The sequence below is a fragment of the Actinomadura sp. ATCC 39365 genome (assembly GCF_054392275.1).
On sequence record NZ_CP184335.1, the window covers coordinates 4,262,989 to 4,278,329 of the forward strand.

The 15,341-nt window shown below is 70.9% G+C and carries 13 protein-coding genes and 5 tRNA genes; 8 read left to right on the top strand and 10 right to left on the bottom strand.

What is annotated here, in order from left to right:
- Positions 1-31: 31 nt before the first annotated feature.
- Entirely contained in the window at positions 32-166 is a 135-nt protein-coding gene (locus ACNF49_RS21035) for a hypothetical protein (protein ID WP_482944751.1), read from the bottom strand.
- A 100-nt stretch (positions 167-266) separates the two neighbouring features.
- Entirely contained in the window at positions 267-734 is a 468-nt protein-coding gene (locus ACNF49_RS21040; protein ID WP_482944752.1) for an NUDIX hydrolase, read from the bottom strand.
- 228 nt (positions 735-962) lie between these two features.
- Here ACNF49_RS21040 and ACNF49_RS21045 point away from each other — a divergent pair, with 228 nt between their 5' ends.
- The gene (locus ACNF49_RS21045; RefSeq protein WP_482944753.1) at positions 963-1,454 is read left to right on the top strand and encodes a hypothetical protein; all 492 of its coding nucleotides are present in this window, start codon (positions 963-965) and stop codon (positions 1,452-1,454) included.
- 219 nt (positions 1,455-1,673) lie between these two features.
- Here ACNF49_RS21045 and ACNF49_RS21050 read toward each other — a convergent pair whose 3' ends face one another.
- The 6 genes from ACNF49_RS21050 to ACNF49_RS21075 form a co-directional block, all read right to left on the bottom strand.
- Complete coding sequence (locus tag ACNF49_RS21050; RefSeq protein ID WP_482944754.1) at positions 1,674-2,915, bottom strand: serine hydrolase domain-containing protein; 1,242 nt, start codon at positions 2,913-2,915, stop codon at positions 1,674-1,676.
- Between the two features lie 591 nt (positions 2,916-3,506).
- Positions 3,507-3,578, bottom strand: a tRNA-Val gene (locus tag ACNF49_RS21055).
- Positions 3,579-3,598: 20 nt separating this feature from the next.
- Positions 3,599-3,670 (bottom strand) — tRNA-Gly (locus ACNF49_RS21060).
- A 48-nt stretch (positions 3,671-3,718) separates the two neighbouring features.
- Positions 3,719-3,789: transfer RNA gene (locus ACNF49_RS21065), tRNA-Cys, on the bottom strand.
- 15 nt (positions 3,790-3,804) lie between these two features.
- Positions 3,805-3,876: transfer RNA gene (locus ACNF49_RS21070), tRNA-Gly, on the bottom strand.
- Between the two features lie 90 nt (positions 3,877-3,966).
- Positions 3,967-6,117 carry an N-acetylmuramoyl-L-alanine amidase gene (locus ACNF49_RS21075; protein WP_482944755.1) on the bottom strand — a complete coding sequence of 717 codons (2,151 nt, stop codon included), beginning with the start codon at positions 6,115-6,117 and terminating at the stop codon, positions 3,967-3,969.
- Between the two features lie 222 nt (positions 6,118-6,339).
- On the opposite strand from ACNF49_RS21075, the gene ACNF49_RS21080 reads away from it, so the two are divergent.
- The 6 genes from ACNF49_RS21080 (at position 6,340) to ACNF49_RS21105 (ending at position 11,815) form a co-directional block, all read left to right on the top strand.
- Positions 6,340-6,615: a hypothetical protein gene (locus ACNF49_RS21080; protein WP_357964395.1), complete on the top strand. Its 276-nt coding sequence runs from the start codon at positions 6,340-6,342 to the stop codon at positions 6,613-6,615.
- A 12-nt stretch (positions 6,616-6,627) separates the two neighbouring features.
- Positions 6,628-8,448, top strand: coding sequence for a glutamine--fructose-6-phosphate transaminase (isomerizing) (gene glmS, locus ACNF49_RS21085; RefSeq protein WP_357964393.1), 1,821 nt, complete (start codon positions 6,628-6,630; stop codon positions 8,446-8,448).
- A 61-nt stretch (positions 8,449-8,509) separates the two neighbouring features.
- On the top strand, positions 8,510-9,283 hold the full coding sequence (locus tag ACNF49_RS21090) for an SAM-dependent methyltransferase (RefSeq protein WP_498702787.1): 774 nt from the start codon (positions 8,510-8,512) through the stop codon (positions 9,281-9,283).
- A 109-nt stretch (positions 9,284-9,392) separates the two neighbouring features.
- Positions 9,393-10,343 (top strand): Bug family tripartite tricarboxylate transporter substrate binding protein, encoded by a 951-nt coding sequence (locus ACNF49_RS21095; protein WP_482944757.1) that lies wholly within the window; start codon positions 9,393-9,395, stop codon positions 10,341-10,343.
- A gap of 87 nt (positions 10,344-10,430) precedes the next feature.
- Entirely contained in the window at positions 10,431-11,519 is a 1,089-nt protein-coding gene (locus ACNF49_RS21100) for a mechanosensitive ion channel family protein (RefSeq protein WP_357964388.1), read from the top strand.
- A gap of 220 nt (positions 11,520-11,739) precedes the next feature.
- Positions 11,740-11,815 (top strand) — tRNA-Pro (locus ACNF49_RS21105).
- 127 nt (positions 11,816-11,942) lie between these two features.
- Here the strand turns inward: ACNF49_RS21105 and ACNF49_RS21110 are convergent.
- Positions 11,943-13,286 (bottom strand): amidase, encoded by a 1,344-nt coding sequence (locus ACNF49_RS21110; protein WP_482944758.1) that lies wholly within the window; start codon positions 13,284-13,286, stop codon positions 11,943-11,945.
- Between the two features lie 241 nt (positions 13,287-13,527).
- Between ACNF49_RS21110 and ACNF49_RS21115 the strand changes: the two genes are divergently transcribed.
- Positions 13,528-13,827 carry a hypothetical protein gene (locus ACNF49_RS21115; RefSeq protein WP_482944759.1) on the top strand — a complete coding sequence of 100 codons (300 nt, stop codon included), beginning with the start codon at positions 13,528-13,530 and terminating at the stop codon, positions 13,825-13,827.
- Positions 13,828-14,043: 216 nt separating this feature from the next.
- Here the strand turns inward: ACNF49_RS21115 and glgC are convergent, their stop codons facing one another.
- Positions 14,044-15,279, bottom strand: coding sequence for a glucose-1-phosphate adenylyltransferase (glgC, locus tag ACNF49_RS21120; protein WP_352329862.1), 1,236 nt, complete (start codon positions 15,277-15,279; stop codon positions 14,044-14,046).
- Positions 15,280-15,341 lie beyond the last annotated feature (62 nt).

Genomic DNA, 15,341 nt, shown 5'->3' on the forward strand with positions numbered 1-15,341 from the left:
GCCCGCTCGGCCTCCCCCCTCAGCCGAGCCGTTACAGCTCACCGCCGCCCTCGTCGGACATGCCGCCGTACGCGCTCGCGGGAACCCTCGTGCCGGTTTTCCGCACCCATTGGGCGATGGCGGGGTCGCCGCTCATCGGGCCGCTCTCACCCGCCCCGTTGATCACGATATGGCGCAACTCACCCCTGCAGCCCGGCCACCGTCATCGCCTTGCCGATCAGGAGTCGGACGGCGGTCGGGGGGCTAGGCAGATGTTGGCGGTGGCCTCAATGCTGGATCAGGCCACCGACTGGGACGGGAGCGACGTGGCCGGTCGCCGGAAGGGTCTGTGCCAGGGCAAGGCCGATGTCGACGAGCGATGATCGGCGTAGGCCGGCGACGTCCGCGATCGGAGTCCACACCGACTCCGCGATCTCGCCGTTCGGCTCCGGCCGTAGTTCGCCGCCGGTGATGCGGGCCTGGTAGAAGATGCCGACATTCTGGTGCTCGGCACCGACACGGGCGACGGCGGCGGGGATCACCCGGGAGTCCACGCCCAGCAGGCGTTCGACCACCGCGTCGCAACCGGTCTCCTCAGCGATCTCCCGGATCACCGCGTCGAACGGATCCTCCGCGTGTTCGACCTTGCCGCCGGGAAGAGTCCAGGCAGACTCGCCCGTGGGTGGTACGTGGCGAGCGAGCAACACCCGCTCGTCCTCGATGCACACCGCGTACGCCGCCAGCCGGAAACTCATCCGCACCTTCCTTGACGCACAGGCACTTCGCTGGCACGAACCTACTGATCATCGACGTTGGATGGCAATGATCAGGGTTACGCCCGACGCGACGTCCGCGATCAACCAGGTCCTGCCGTTCTGAGAGGATCTTGAAGATCCGTTCCGGCGCGCGAAGGAACGATGGTGCCCTCGGCAGCGCTCGCCGGGCGTACCGACTGGACGCATGATCGCGGAGGTGCAGGTGGCATGACACGGTCGTACGGACGCAACCGCCCGAAGAGCGCCGTGACAGCGCCTGTGGTTCTGATAGCTGTCTTCCTCGTGGTGATGGGCTTGGTGTGGGCCGCGCTGCACTTCTTCTTCGGCCCCCGCATATCACGCATAGACCCGGCCATGCTCGCGGAGCTACGGGCCATCGGCCGGGTCGTCGGCGAGGACAGCATCGTGGCGCACGAGTGGGAGAACAACTACATCGAGATGAGCGACCTCGTGATCTACCTCGACGGAAACGCGAAGCAGGATGTGGTCACCGAAACCGAACATCGGCTGAAGCAGCATGGCTGGCACGTATCGCGAAGAGAGCCCTCTGAGATCCGGCTGGAATCGGCCAGATGGCCGTCCGCCCTCGTCACGGTTGAGCGGCTCGAGGAGACACACCTGAGCAGCGAACTGCGCAAGCGGGTCATGAGCACAGGCCTGTCCATGAGCAACATGGCGTACATGGGCGTGCTGCCGTGAGCCGGCGACCCCAGAACTGGAACGCCGGTCCTCCACGGCGTCAGCGGGGGGATCTCCACCATGCGATCCATGCCAACTCCTCCTCGCTCGCTTGAAGGTCTCTCAAAGGAGTGGCCACCAGATTGACGAGCTTGCGGCGACTCCGCCGCGCCAAGCCGGGACGCGCGCGGACTCAGGGCAGGCGACGCCGTCTTTCCTTGTGCCGGCCGCCGGACCACCTCAGCCGCCCCCGCCGCCGCCAGGCGTGCCTCCGGTGACAGCCTGCACCTCCCGCCCGGTCAGCTCCTGCAGCGTCCCGCCGTCGGTGTTGCTGAGGATGACACCGACCCAGCCGGTGTACGGGTAGATGTTCCAGCTGGCGCCGACACCGGGGTTGGCGCCGGCGCGCCCGTGCACCCACTGACCGCTGACGATGCGGACCGGCATGTGGTAGGCCCCGAACGACTGCCGCCCGTGGGGGAACTCGGCCGCGGTGAGCACCTCGGCGTAGGGCCGTTCCAGCACCGTGCCTTCGCTCAGGGCGTGCGCGAACCGGACCAGATCCGGTGCGGTGGCGAAGCCCCCGTCCCCGGGGACGTCGATGAAGCTGCGGCCCGGGTTCCTGCCCGGCGTGGACTGGTTCGAGCTGCTCTTGCCCAGGTTGCGGACGGCGTCCACCACGCTGCCGTCAGCCAGCCTCATGTGAGGGTGCGCGATGTGCGCATCGGTGAGCCACTGCCGCCTGGTGTAGAACGCCGAGCCGGTCATGCCGCAGCGCTTGAAGATGTTCTCCTCGACGTAGTCCCAGTACGTCCTGCCGGTCACCGCCTCCACGATCAGCGCCGGGATGACGACGTCGGCGCCGGCGTGTTCGGTGGGGGTGCCGGGGGCGGCCACCAGCTTCGCCTTCCGGGCCCACTGCTCGTAGAACTCGTGCACCTCCTCCCGGCTCCGGAAGATACGCTGCGGGTCCTCCTCCGGGGTGTTCAGCCCGGAGGTGCCGGAGAGCAGGTGGTGGACGGTCACCTGCTCGGCGACGTCCTTGGCGTAACCCGTCAGGTGGGTGCCCACCGTGTCCGACAGCTTCACCTTGCCCTGCTGCACCAGCTGCAGGACGGCCACCGCGCCGAACGGCTTGCCCGCCGAACTGAGGCTGAACGCGATGCCTTCGTGATTGCGGATCCCCTTCTCCTTGTCCGCCATGCCGTAGCTGCGGGACAGCACCGTCCGGCCCCGGTGCGACAGCAGCACCACGCCGGAGAACCTGCCCTCCGCGGCCAGCTTCGCCACGTACCGGTCGTAGGCTCCGCCGGGACGGGTGTCCGGCGGGATGCCGGGGCCGGTTGCGGCCGGACGGTGCTGTCGGTTGCCGGGCCGGCCGCCCACCAGTGGCGCGCCGGCCGCCACCACGCCGGCCGCCGCGAGCCCGCTCCACCCGAGCAGCCGCCGCCGGCCGACGCCACCCACAGAGTCCGAGCCCATGATCACGGTCCTTTCCTGACGACGAACCGACCGCTGCAGGTCTGACCGCGACCGCCGTCGGCAGCCGATCACCACCATGTGATCGGTGCCTCTACTGAAGACGGGGAAGTGTTGCGGTGGCGTATGCGCTTTTCGATACGCCCGCGATACACCGAATCCCCGGCACCAAGGCACTGGCGCAGGCCGCGCGACAGCGCGGGGGGTATGGGCAGGCCATCGAACATGGCGGGGAGACCTCACCGGCGAAGAACGGTCCCTGATCGACCGCTGGGTGAGCGCGACCCGAGACCGGATCTGCGGCGGCTGTTCACCGCGGTGACGTGGCGGTGCCGTACCGGCAGCCTGTGGGGCGTGACCTGCCGGACGAGCCGCTGGCCTGGAGAGCCGAACTCCGTACAGGCCCTGGGGCCGGCGGTCCGATGGGCGACCGCCTGGGGATGAGTGTCTGGAGCCACGGGCGGGCTTTGCCCGGAAGGCGGGGCCCGGCCCTCGAAACGAAGAAGCCCCAGCCGTCCGGCGTCTGCCGTTCGCTGGGGCTTGACCGCTGTCCGGACCGGACCGAAACCCGGTCTGACTCCCGACGAGCGTGGGTGGACGATACTGGGATTGAACCAGTGACCTCTTCCGTGTCAGGGAAGCGCTCTCCCGCTGAGCTAATCGTCCTTTGTTGAGTTGTCACTCAGAGCGGAAGACGGGATTCGAACCCGCGACCCTCACCTTGGCAAGGTGATGCTCTACCACTGAGCCACTTCCGCATGGCGCTCTTAACTTTACCGGACCCAGAAGAGTCCGTTGTACCACCGAGGTGGAGACGGGATTTGAACCCGTGTAGACGGCTTTGCAGGCCGCTGCCTCGCCTCTCGGCCACTCCACCAGGAGTTTGACTCCGAGCGGAAGACGGGATTCGAACCCGCGACCCTCACCTTGGCAAGGTGATGCTCTACCACTGAGCCACTTCCGCGTGAATCCCCCGCGAACTCGCGGGGCCACGGGAAAACCATATCGTCTTCGCGGAGTGCCCGTGCGCAGCCCGAGCCCCGTGGGGCGAAATTCAGCGGATGACGCGCACATCCTTGGCCTGGACGAACATGACACGATGCCCGAGCTGGATCTGGTGGTACCGGACGGACCCCGTGACCCGCACGTGCCTGGCCGGGTTGAAGGCGCTGGCCGAGTAGAACGAGCCGGTGACCGTGGCCCCCAGCGAGTACGACTGCCCCGGCCCGATCCGGTACTGCAGCGGCGTCAACGGCTGGACCCCGCCTCCGTGGTACGCCGACCGCTCCGGGTAGGCGCGGCCGTACACCTTGGTGCCCGCGGCCAGCGGCGTGACCAGCGGGCCCGTCGCCGGCACGGCCGTGGGGGCGGCGGACGGGTTGAGGAACCAGGCCCGCTGCCCCAGGTACCAGATCGCCGTCCAGTCGCCCTGCCGTCCGGCCACCGCGAACCGCTGCCCGGTCGAGGCGCGGGCGCTGTGGTCGTAGACGCTGTACGTGCTCGGCTTCCCGGGGTGCTTGCCGGCGTCGGTGACCAGCGGGGCGCTCTCGCTCGGCCCGGTGTGCAGCCACACGCTGGCCGCGCCGTGCTCCGGGCACCGGCGGCCGGGCTTGGTGCTGGCGCAGCCGGTGTAGTAGGGCCGGTTGTCGTCGTAGGTCGGCCGGATGATCACCGACGAGCCCGTCCCGTCGCCCTTGATCGGGTGGTTCATCAGCTCGAAGTAGTGGGCCCAGTCCCAGTAGGGGCCGGGGTCCTCGTGCATGCCGGCGACCGCCTGCGCCGTGGCGCCCGGCACGTTGTCGTGGCCGAGGATGTGGGCGCGGTCGAGCGGGATGCCGTACCGGCCGGCGAGGTAGCGCACCAGCCTGGCCGACGACCGGTACATCGCCTCGGTGTACCAGGAGCCCCTGGCCAGGTAGCCCTCGTGCTCGATGCCGATCGAGCGGGTGTTGAAGTCCCAGTTGCCGGCGTGCCAGGCGATGTCCTTCGTCGGCACGTGCTGGGCGACGTGCCCGTCCCGGGAGCGGACCGTGTAGTGCCAGCTCACGTACCTCGGGTTGCCGACCATCGACGGGATGCCCTGGTAGCCGCCCTCGGTGTCGTGGATGACGATGTAGTCGACCTGGCGGCGGCCCTCGACCCGGTCGTGGTTGCCGTAGCCGCGGTCCTTCTTCCTGCCGTACCTCTTGTACGCGGCCGGCATCCACTCGCACCGCAGGCTGCTCGGGCACTCGGCGGACGAACCGGCGGAGGAGTCGGCGGCGGTCAGCGGCATCTCGTCCTGCGCGGGCACGTCCCAGTCGGACTCGTCGGCCGACTCGGAGTCGTCGTCGCCCTCGGGCTCCATGTCGGAGAAGAAGAACGGGTCGTCGTCCTCATCGGAGTCGTCGCCGTCCGCGATCTTCGCCGGCGCCGCGGGCGGGCGCAGGCCGGGCACGGCGTCCAGCCGCATGTCGTAGCCGTCGTCCGTGCGCCGCGCGACGCCCTCGCCCATCACCGCGAACACCTCGTCGGCGAACGACCGCGCGGCGAGCGGGTCACGGGTGCCCGCGTAGTGGGCGACGGCCGCGTACCAGTCGGCCGGGTCGGGGCTGGGGTGGCGCTGGTAGGAGGCGAGCAGGGCGGCGCCGCCCCTGATGTTGGCGCGCGGGTCCGCGCGCAGCGCCCGCGGCGCGACCCCGGCCAGCCGCCCGGCCAGGGCCAGGGTGGCGTCCGGCGCCGAGGCCGCCGACGTGCCGGACCCCGCCATCAACCGTGCCGCCGACCGGGCCCCCGCCTGCGAAGCCGACCGGGAAGCCGACCGGGGCGACCGGGAAGCCGGCCGGCTGACCGGCCGGGTCGCCGACCGGGGCAGCGGGCGGCTGTCGTCGCCCCTGGCGTCGCCCGGCGCGAAGCCCTCCGCGACCGTGCCCGCCGTGCCCGCCTGCCCGGCGGGCACGGCGTCCACCAGGTGCATCGGGCCGTACCCGCCGGCCGTGCTGGGACGCCCGCCGTTGGCGTCCCACCGCGACTCCAGGTACGACACCCCGAGCAGCACGCTGACCGGCACCCCGAACTCCGCCGCGGCGGCCGCGAAGTCGGCCTGCCGCCCCTGATCCCGGACGCCCGTGCCGCCCATGACAGCGGGAGCGGCCGGACCGCCGGCGACGACGCACACACCGGCGGACAAGCTGGTGGCCAGGACGGCGGCAAGCCGGAGCTGCATGAGATCTCCCCACGGAACGACACTGTTCGATCACTGAACGTAACCATTCCCAGAAAGGGATGTGTCAGACGGGTCGGATGATACGGATGAGAACCGCGGGATCCGTCCGCCCGCCCGTCGGCGAGCGGCAGGGGAGAAGTGGTAGCGCTCTGGAGTTAAATCCTGCCCGATTCCGGGCAGGATGTTGGCGTGTCTCGCTCCAGATGCGTAATGTCCTCGTCTGTGTCCACGGCGCGGCATCCCTATGAAGACCTCATCGCCCATCTCACCCGGACGAGCGCGCTCGGCCCAGGAGAGGCGGCCCGCGTGGTCGCCGACGTGCTGTCGTACTTCTCCGAGCCGGTCGAGGAGTTCGTACGGCGCCGTCACGGCGAGCTCAAGGCCCGCGGCCTGACCAACGACGAGATCTTCCCCCGGATCGCCGCCGAGTTACCCGCACGCCGGGTAGCGGCACCAGAGCTGTCGCTGCGGCAGCTCCGCAGGATCGTCTACGGATAAGAGGAGACCTCGATGTGCGGAATCGTGGCCTACGTGGGCCCCAAGGACGCGGCGCCCATCCTGCTGGAAGGGCTGCAGCGGCTTGAGTACCGGGGCTACGACTCCGCCGGGGTCGTGGTGTCGAACAAGGGACTCAAGGTACGCAAGGTCAAGGGCCGGGTCGCCGACCTGGCCAAGGTCGTGCCGGTGCGGTTCAAGGGCAACCACGGCATCGGCCACACCCGCTGGGCCACCCACGGCGTGCCCAGCGACGAGAACGCGCATCCGCACCTGTCGGCCGACCAGCGCATCGCGGTCGTGCACAACGGCATCATCGAGAACGCCGGCGAGCTGCGCGCCAAGCTGGAGGCCGACGGCGTCGAGTTCCTGTCCGAGACCGACACCGAGGTCCTGGCCCACCTGATCGCCCGCGCCGCCGACGAGAACGACTCCCTGGAGGAGGCGGTCAGGAAGACGCTCAAGAACATCGTCGGCACGTACGGCATCGCGGTGATCGACGCCGAGCGGCCGGGCGAGGTGGTCGTGGCGCGCAACGGCAGCCCGATCGTGCTCGGCATCGGCGAGAAGGAGATGTTCGCCGCCTCCGACGTCGCCGCCCTGGTCCGCTACACCCGCCAGGTCGTGCACCTGGAGGACGGCGAGCTGGCCGTGCTCAAGGCCGACGGCTTCCACACCTTCGCCAGCGACGCCCGCGAGACCGCCAAGGAGCCGCTGACCGTCGACTGGGACGCCGGCCACTACGACACCGGCGGCTACGAGCACTACCTGCTCAAGGAGATCTCCGAGCAGCCCGAGACGATGACCCGCACGATGAGCGGCCGCCTCGACGAGCGCTTCCACGTCGCCCACCTCGGCGGCCTCAACATGGACGCCCGCGAGACGCGCTCGTTCCGCCGGGTGAAGATCATCGGCTGTGGGTCGGCGTACTACTCCGGGCAGATCGGCGCGCAGCTCATCGAGGAGCTGGCGCGCATCCCGGCCGACGCCGAGCCGGCCAGCGAGTTCCGCTACCGCAACCCCGTCGTGGACCCCGACACCCTCTACGTCGCGATCAGCCAGTCGGGCGAGACCTACGACACGCTGGCCGCCGTCCAGGAGCTCAAGCGCAAGGGCGGCCGGGTGATCGGCATCGTCAACGCCGTGGGCAGCGCCATCGCCCGCGAGGTCGACGGCGGCATCTACCTGCACGCCGGGCCCGAGGTGTCGGTCGCCTCGACCAAGGCGTTCACCTCGACCTCGGTCGCCTTCGCGCTGCTGGCGCTGCACCTGGGCCGGGTGCGCGACCTGTCGCCGGCCGACGGGCGGCGCATCGTGGAGGGCCTGCGCCGGCTGCCCGGCCAGATCGAGGAGATCCTCGCCCAGGGCGACAAGATCGCCGAGCTGGCGCAGAAGTACGCCAAGCACCCGAGCATGATGTTCGTCGGCCGGGTCAGGGGCTACCCGGTGGCCCGCGAGGGCGCGCAGAAGCTCAAGGAGATCTCGTACGTGCACGCCGAGGCGTACCCGGCCAGCGAGCTCAAGCACGGGCCGCTCGCGCTGATCGGCCCGGACATGCCGACGGTCGCGATCGTCCCCGACGACGAGCTGCTCGACAAGAACCTCACCACGCTCGGCGAGATCCGCGCCCGCGGCGGCCAGGTGCTCATGGTCGGCCACCGCGAGCCCGACGCCAAGCTGGCCGACGACGTGATCGTGATCCCGAAGAACGAGATCGAGCTCGACCCGATGCTGCTGACGATCCCGCTCCAGCTGCTGGCCTACCACGCGGCGGTCGCCCTCGGCAGGGACGTGGACAAGCCTCGCAATCTCGCCAAGAGCGTGACTGTGGAATAAATTCAGCCACAATCCTCGCAGGGTAGTGTTATCCGGCTGCGCACCACATAAATTCATTACTGTGCGGCAGTTCGACCCCCACACTCCGAATCTCGCACGCATGTACGACTACATGCTCGGCGGGACGGACAACTTCGCGGTCGACCGCCTGGCGATCGACCAGCTCGCCGAGCTGGTCCCGGAGGCGGTCCCGCTGGCCCGCGCGAACCGGGCCTTCCTCCAGCGTGCCGTGCGCTACGTCGCCGCCGCGGGGATCACCCAGTTCATCGACCTGGGCAGCGGGCTGCCGACGCAGGGCAGCGTGCACGAGGTCGCGCCGGAGGCCCGGGTCGTCTACGTCGACGACGACCCGGTGGTCGCCGCGCACGCCAGGGCCCTGCTCGCCGGGGCGGACAGGGCCGCCTTCCTCGAGGCCGACCTGCTCGACCACGAGGAGGTGCTGGCCCGCGCGGGCCGGTTCCTGGACCTGTCGCGGCCGGTCGCGATCGTGCTGGTGTCGATCCTGCACTTCCTGCCCGACGCGGCCGATCCGCAGGGCGCGGTGGCGGCGCTGCGCGAGGCGGTCGCGCCCGGCAGCCGTCTGGTGATCTCCCATGCCACCTCGATGGGACGCCTGTCGGACGAGGAGAACCCGCGGCCGTTCCGCCGCGGCTCGGCCGGCTCGGGCGGGGCCGACCGCAGCCCGGCCGAGATCCGCGCGTTCTTCGGCGGCTTCGCGCTCGACCCGCCCGGCCTGGTGCAGGCCGTGGACTGGCGGCCGGACCGGCCCAAGCTGGTGGGCGACTGGTCGCTGCCGTCGTCCCTGATGGCCGGGGTGGCCACGAAGCAGGACTGACTCCGGTATACGCCGAAATTTCGGTCAACCGTACCCCGATGTGTAACAGCGAGTGAACTGTCAATAACTTCAGGTAATGGCGGTACTCGTGGAGGTCGGGGGAGGGCGGATGCGTCGTCGGCGTTTCTTGGCATGGACCCTGGGCGCGGCGGCGTGCGCGGCCGGATGCGGGACGGAGCACGTCGTCGGCGTCCCCGCCGACGCGAGGGGCCGGTTCTCGATCGTCGCGGGCGGCGACCGCTGGGCCCGGGTCGGCGAGGCGTTCGCCGCCGCCGCGCGCGCCTCGGGCGTCGGCGCGTCGCCCACCGGCACGCGGATCACCGTGACCGGCCTGCCCGCGCTGGCGGCCTCCGAGCTGAACAACGGGCAGACGCTGCTGGACACCTCGACCCCGCTGTCCAGGCTCACCGGCGACGTCGAGGTCGTCGTCGTGCCCGCCAACTCCCGCTTCACCGACTTCGACGACTTCGGCGCCCACCTGCGGGCCGACCCGAGCGGGACGATGCTGGCCGGCGGGCCGCAGGGCGAGCCCGACCACCTGCTGTTCGGCCTGATCGCCAAGGGGCTCGGCGCCGACACCAGGCAGATGGACTACACCGGCTACCCCAGCAGCCACGAGGCCGTCTCGGCGCTGCTCGGCGGCAAGGCGGCGGCCGCGGCGGGCCTGCTCGGCGACTGGCGCGCGGCCATCGACGGCGGCCGGGTCAGGGCTCTCGCCGTCTCCTGCGCCCGCCGGGTGCCGGAGCTCGACGTGCCCACCCTGCTGGAGTCCGGCGTACGGGTGGACTTCGCGGACTGGGCCGCGGCCGTCGGGCCCGAGAACATGTCGGAGGACAGCAGGGAGTCGGCCGTGCGCATGTGCGACGAGGTGACCTCGTCGGCCTCGTGGCGGCGGGCGTGCCGGAAGGCGGGGTGGACCTCGATCCCGCTGAGCGGGGACGACTTCCGCCTCTGGCTGACCTCCGAGGTCGAGCGCACCCAGGCCGTGCTGCGCGATCTGGGGCTGCTGGCCAGCACCAGAGCCACGACGTGCTGGGGCAGTTGCGGGAACGGCCACTAGCCGAAACGGCGTTTCCGTGCGTATGGAGTGGCGCTTGAGGGCAATGTGACCTTGAAGCGACGTTCTACAACATAGGGGGCGCGAAACGTGCAGTCGCCGGCAGCCTGGCCGATCCTCGTCATCTCGGTGGTCGGAGCGGTGCTCCTGGTGGAGGTGGTCCGCCGGGTGCTGATCCGGGTCGGACGAAAATGGGCACTGGCCCGCCACCTGGTCGAGCACTGCACGTGGCCGGCGTTCTGCGTGGCCGCCACGGTGGCCTGCAACCTGGTCTTCGCTCCCGGCATCTTCGGGGACACGGCCGACGAGCGCGGCATGGCCCAGTCGGTCGACCGCGTCATCGGCCTGCTCACCATCGGCACGGTGACCTGGCTGATCATCCAGGCGACGTACGCGCTGACGGACGTCGTGCTCGACCGGCTGGTGCTCGTCGAGGGCGAGCGCAACCGCCGGGCGCGGCGGATCAGGACGCAGATCGCGCTGGTGCGCCGCATCGCCGCCGCGGTCATCATCGTCATCGCGCTCGGCGCCATGCTGTTCTCCTTCCCGCAGGTGCGGGCGCTCGGCGCCGGGCTGCTGGCCTCGGCCGGCATCGCGGGCGCCATCGTCGGCATCGCGGCCCAGCCGACCATCGGCAACATGCTGGCCGGGCTGCAACTGGCCTTCAGCGACGCGCTGCGGCTGGACGACGTGGTCGTGGTGGAGAAGGAGTGGGGCAGGATCGAGGAGCTCACGCTCACGTACGTGGTGCTGCGCCTGTGGGACGAGCGGCGGCTGGTGCTGCCCGTCTCCTACTTCACCCAGAACCCGTTCGAGAACTGGACCAGGCACGGCAGCCGGGTGCTCGCCGTGGTGTTCCTGCGGGTCGACTGGGCGGTGCCGGTGCCCAAACTGCGCGACGCCCTGTACGAGTTCCTCCAGGGCAACCCGCTGTGGGACCAGAAGGACTGGACGCTCCAGGTCACCGACGTGCTGCCCAACGGCCTGGTCGAGCTGCGCGCCCTGATGAGCGCCGCCGATTCGCCCTCCTCCTGGGACCTCAAGTGCGACGTCCGCGAATTCCTCGTCAATTTCGTCCGCGACAACTACCCGGACGCCCTTCCCCGGTTCCGCGTCGAGGCCCCGGAAACGCGCGCCGGGGTGGCCTGGACCAACGACCAGGACCGCGACCGGCGATAAATGCGTGGCATTTCCGGCAGCCCCCGGTCTACCGTTGATCTCGTTCCGGAACGACATTCACGAAACGACGAGAAAGGCGGCGGCCATGTGCGGACCTCGACCCTCCAGGCCGTCCGGCAACCGGCCTGAGCTGCGGCCAAGGCTTTCCCGGTGATTCCACGGAGAATCGACCAGGAAAGCCGTCCCGGCCTCCGCCGGGGCGGCTTCGTTGATTTCATGACCGAGTGTGGGGCAGTTTGGTCAGCCCGCCTGCCTTGGGAGCAGGAGCACCGCAGGTTCGAATCCTGCCACTCGGACGTACGGCCCTGAAAGAAAAGGGCCGTGGGCTTCGGCCTGGCCGACGGGAATGGCGCCCCCCGGCCGGACACGAGCCCCCGCCCCCGGGTCCGGCCTGCGCCGGGCCGGCCCGGGGCCCACCTCTCCTCACCCGCCCAGTGAGCCGGCCACCCGGAACAGCAGCTCCTCCCGGCCGGGCCGGCCGACGAGCTGCAGCCCGACCGGCAGGCCGTCCACCGAGCCGGCCGGCACGGTCAGCGCGGGCAGGCCGAGCACGTTCCACGGGCTGGTCAGGGCCAGCAGCGCGGCCCGGACGGCGACGGCCCGCCCGTCCAGCTCGGTCTGACGCTGCTCCAGCGGCGGCGCGACGAGCGGCACGGCCGGCAGCGCCAGCACGTCATGGTCGTCGAACAGCGACTCCGCCGCGGCGGCCAGCGCGGGCCGCTCGTCCAGGGCCTTGACGTAGGCCCAGGCGGGCAGGTCCATCGCCGCGCGCAGCCGGTCGAGCACCTCGGGGTCGAACAGCTCGGGCGCCCTGGCCATCCGGTCGGCGTGCACGGCGGACGCCTCCGCGCCCTGGACCGTCGCGTACGTCTCCCGCAGCTCCTCGGCCAGCTCCCCGGGCAGCCGGACCTCGTCCAGCCCCGCGCCCGCCGCCGCCCGCGCCACCGCCACAACGCGCGGGTCGCAGGGCGACAGGACGGCGGGGTCGAGCCACCCCACCCGCACCGCCGCCGCCGCCTCACCGGAACTGTCACGGGCGGGCGGCGGCCCGCCGGTCGCGAGCTGCCGGTAGGCGACCAGGCAGTCCAGCGGGTTCGCGGCCAGCACGCCGACGTGGTCGAACGTCCGGGACAGGGGGAACACCCCGGCGGTGGGGATCGCGTCGTAGGCGGGCTTGAACCCGGCGATCCCGCACAGAGCGGCAGGGATGCGCACCGAACCGCCCGTGTCGGTGCCGAGCGCGAGCGGCACCATGCCCGCCGCCACGGCCGCCGCGCTGCCGCCGCTCGACCCGCCGGACATGCGCCCGGGGTCGCGCGGGTTGCGCGAGGGGCCGTTGGCCGAGCGGTCGCCGGTGGGGCCGTACGCGAACTCGTGCGTCGTGGTCTTGCCGACGATCACCGCTCCGGCCCCGCGCAGCAGCGTCACGCAGGCGGCGTCGGCCTCGGCGACGTGTCCGGCGAAGTGCCGCGACCCCATCGTGCAGGGCAGCCCCGCGACGTCGATGAGGTCCTTCACGGCGACCGGCACGCCGTGCAGCGGGCCGCGGTCGGTGCCCGCGGCCAGCTCCTGGTCCGCGCGCCGGGCGGCGGCCGTCGCGCCCACCGGGTCCACGGTGACGAAGGCGCCGAGCGCGGGATCCAGGGTGACGGCCGCGTCGAGCGCCAGCCGGGCCAGCTCGGCGGCGGTGGTCCGGCCGGCGCGCAGGTCACGGGCCAGGTCGGTGACGGAGCGGCCGGTGAAGGGGCCGGGCGGTGTGGGCGGCATGAGGTCCTCTCCGGACGGATCACGGCGACCCCGCCGTGTGCGGGCGGGCGTCCGGAGCAGACTACGCGTCCGGGCCCTGCGACCGGCGTTCCGGGGGATTCCGGAGTGGCCGGAGAAGGCCGGACTTCGCCGGGGTGGCACCGGAAAGCGCCGAGTCCCTTCCTGGCGTGGCGTTACACGGCGGTACGGAGGCGATTACGTACAGTGAGCAGCGATGTCACTCCGTGATCCAGGGGGATTCATGAAAGCCAAGCTCATCGTGGCCGGCGGCTTCGCCGTCGCCGCGCTGTTCGGCATGGCGGGGGCGGCCAACGCCAACGACCACCACGAGAAGTGCGACCTGAGCACGTCCGACGACTCGACCGCGCTCCGCATCACGCCGTGGGGCGTGTCCGCCGGACACCGTGACGCTGAGGCCTGCGAGCACCGCAGGGACTACTACGGGCGTCCCCACGACGGCTACAACTGGGGCTACTGGGGGGGCCGCGGCTACTGGCCGGGCGGTTGGGCGTACGGCCTGGGCGCCGGCGTCGGCATCTGAGGTCGCATCACCTGAGCCCGGGCCGCGCCCTGCGTGGCCCGGGATCCTGCGTTACCGGGCGCCTGCGGCGCCCGGTGCTCCCACGCCCCCCGCCGACCGGCCGGGCCCGGAGCCGTCCGCCACGCGATGAGCACGCTCGCGGGCGGCCGGGCTGATCCGGACCGCCGCCGCCCGGTACGCGGCCGGCCCCGAACGCGGACCGGCCCCTCCCGCGCCCTAACGGTCGACGATCTCGTTCTTGCCGATGACCACGACCCCGCCGCGGGTCAGCGCGAAGCGGGTGCGGTCGTAGTCGAGGTCGAAGCCGATGCGCGCGCCGTCGGGGATCACCACGTTCTTGTCGATGATCGCCTTGCGCACGATCGCGCCCCGGCCCACCTTGACGTTCTCCATCAGCACGGAGTCCTCCACCAGCGAGTGCGAGTGGAGCACGACCTTCGGCGACAGGATCGAGCGCATCGCCATGCCGCCCGAGACGATCACGCCGGGGGAGACCAGCGAGTCGATCGCCCGGCCCACCCGGTCGCCGTCGTTGTGCACGAACTTGGCCGGGGGCAGCGGGTCGTGCCCGGTGAAGATCGGCCACTTGTCGTTGTACAGGTTGAAGATCGGGTGGGCGGAGATGAGGTCCATGTGGGCCTCGTAGTAGGCGTCGAGGGTCCCCACGTCGCGCCAGTAGCCGCGGTCGCGCTCGCTGGAGCCGGGCACGATGTTGTTCTTGAAGTCGTAGACGTCCGCGCCGCCGGACTTGACCAGCATCGGGATGATGTTGCCGCCCAGGTCGTGCTTGCTGGTCGGGTCGAGCGCGTCCTCGCGCAGCGCGTCGATCATGGCCTGCGTCTTGAAGACGTAGTTGCCCATCGAGGCGTAGACCTCGTCGGGGGAGTCGGCCAGGCCCACGGCGTCCTTCGGCTTCTCCCTGAAGGCCACGATGCGGCGGCCCTCGGGGTCGGTCTCGATCACGCCGAACTGGTCGGCCAGCGACAGCGGCTGGCGGATCGCCGCCACCGTCACGTCCGCGCCCGAGTCCTCGTGCTGCTCGACCATCTGCCGCGGATCCATGCGGTAGATGTGGTCGGCGCCGAACACGATCACGTGCTCGGGCATCTCGTCGTAGATCAGGTTCAGGTTCTGGAACAGCGCGTCCGCAGAACCGGAGAACCAGCGCGGCCCGAGCCGCTGCTGGGCGGGCACGGGGGTCACGTAGTTGCCCAGCATCGCCGACAGCCGCCAGGTACGGGAGACGTGCCTGTCGAGGCTGTGGTTCTTGTACTGGGTCAACACCACGATCTTCAGGAAGCCGCCGTTCGCGAGGTTCGACAGCACGAAGTCGATCAGCCGATACATCCCCCCGAACGGCACCGCCGGTTTGGCCCGATCCGCCGTGAGCGGCATGAGCCTCTTGCCCTCTCCACCTGCCAGCACAACCGCAAGCACCCTCCGGGACCTCATGTCCAGGACGCTACCCGTAAATGGCCGTTCTATCGACGAAACCGCGCACTGTGCTGTGCCGC

Bases quoted from the DNA above. Each gene is read 5' to 3' on its own strand.
- ACNF49_RS21040 (WP_482944752.1), bottom strand. From the start codon at position 734: ATGAGTTTCCGGCTGGCGGCGTACGCGGTGTGCATCGAGGACGAGCGG.
- ACNF49_RS21045 (WP_482944753.1), top strand. From the start codon at position 963: ATGACACGGTCGTACGGACGCAACCGCCCGAAGAGCGCCGTGACAGCG.
- ACNF49_RS21050 (WP_482944754.1), bottom strand. From the start codon at position 2,915: ATGGGCTCGGACTCTGTGGGTGGCGTCGGCCGGCGGCGGCTGCTCGGG.
- ACNF49_RS21075 (WP_482944755.1), bottom strand. From the start codon at position 6,117: ATGCAGCTCCGGCTTGCCGCCGTCCTGGCCACCAGCTTGTCCGCCGGT.
- glmS (WP_357964393.1), top strand. From the start codon at position 6,628: ATGTGCGGAATCGTGGCCTACGTGGGCCCCAAGGACGCGGCGCCCATC.
- ACNF49_RS21095 (WP_482944757.1), top strand. From the start codon at position 9,393: ATGCGTCGTCGGCGTTTCTTGGCATGGACCCTGGGCGCGGCGGCGTGC.
- ACNF49_RS21110 (WP_482944758.1), bottom strand. From the start codon at position 13,286: ATGCCGCCCACACCGCCCGGCCCCTTCACCGGCCGCTCCGTCACCGAC.
- ACNF49_RS21115 (WP_482944759.1), top strand. From the start codon at position 13,528: ATGAAAGCCAAGCTCATCGTGGCCGGCGGCTTCGCCGTCGCCGCGCTG.
- glgC (WP_352329862.1), bottom strand. From the start codon at position 15,279: ATGAGGTCCCGGAGGGTGCTTGCGGTTGTGCTGGCAGGTGGAGAGGGC.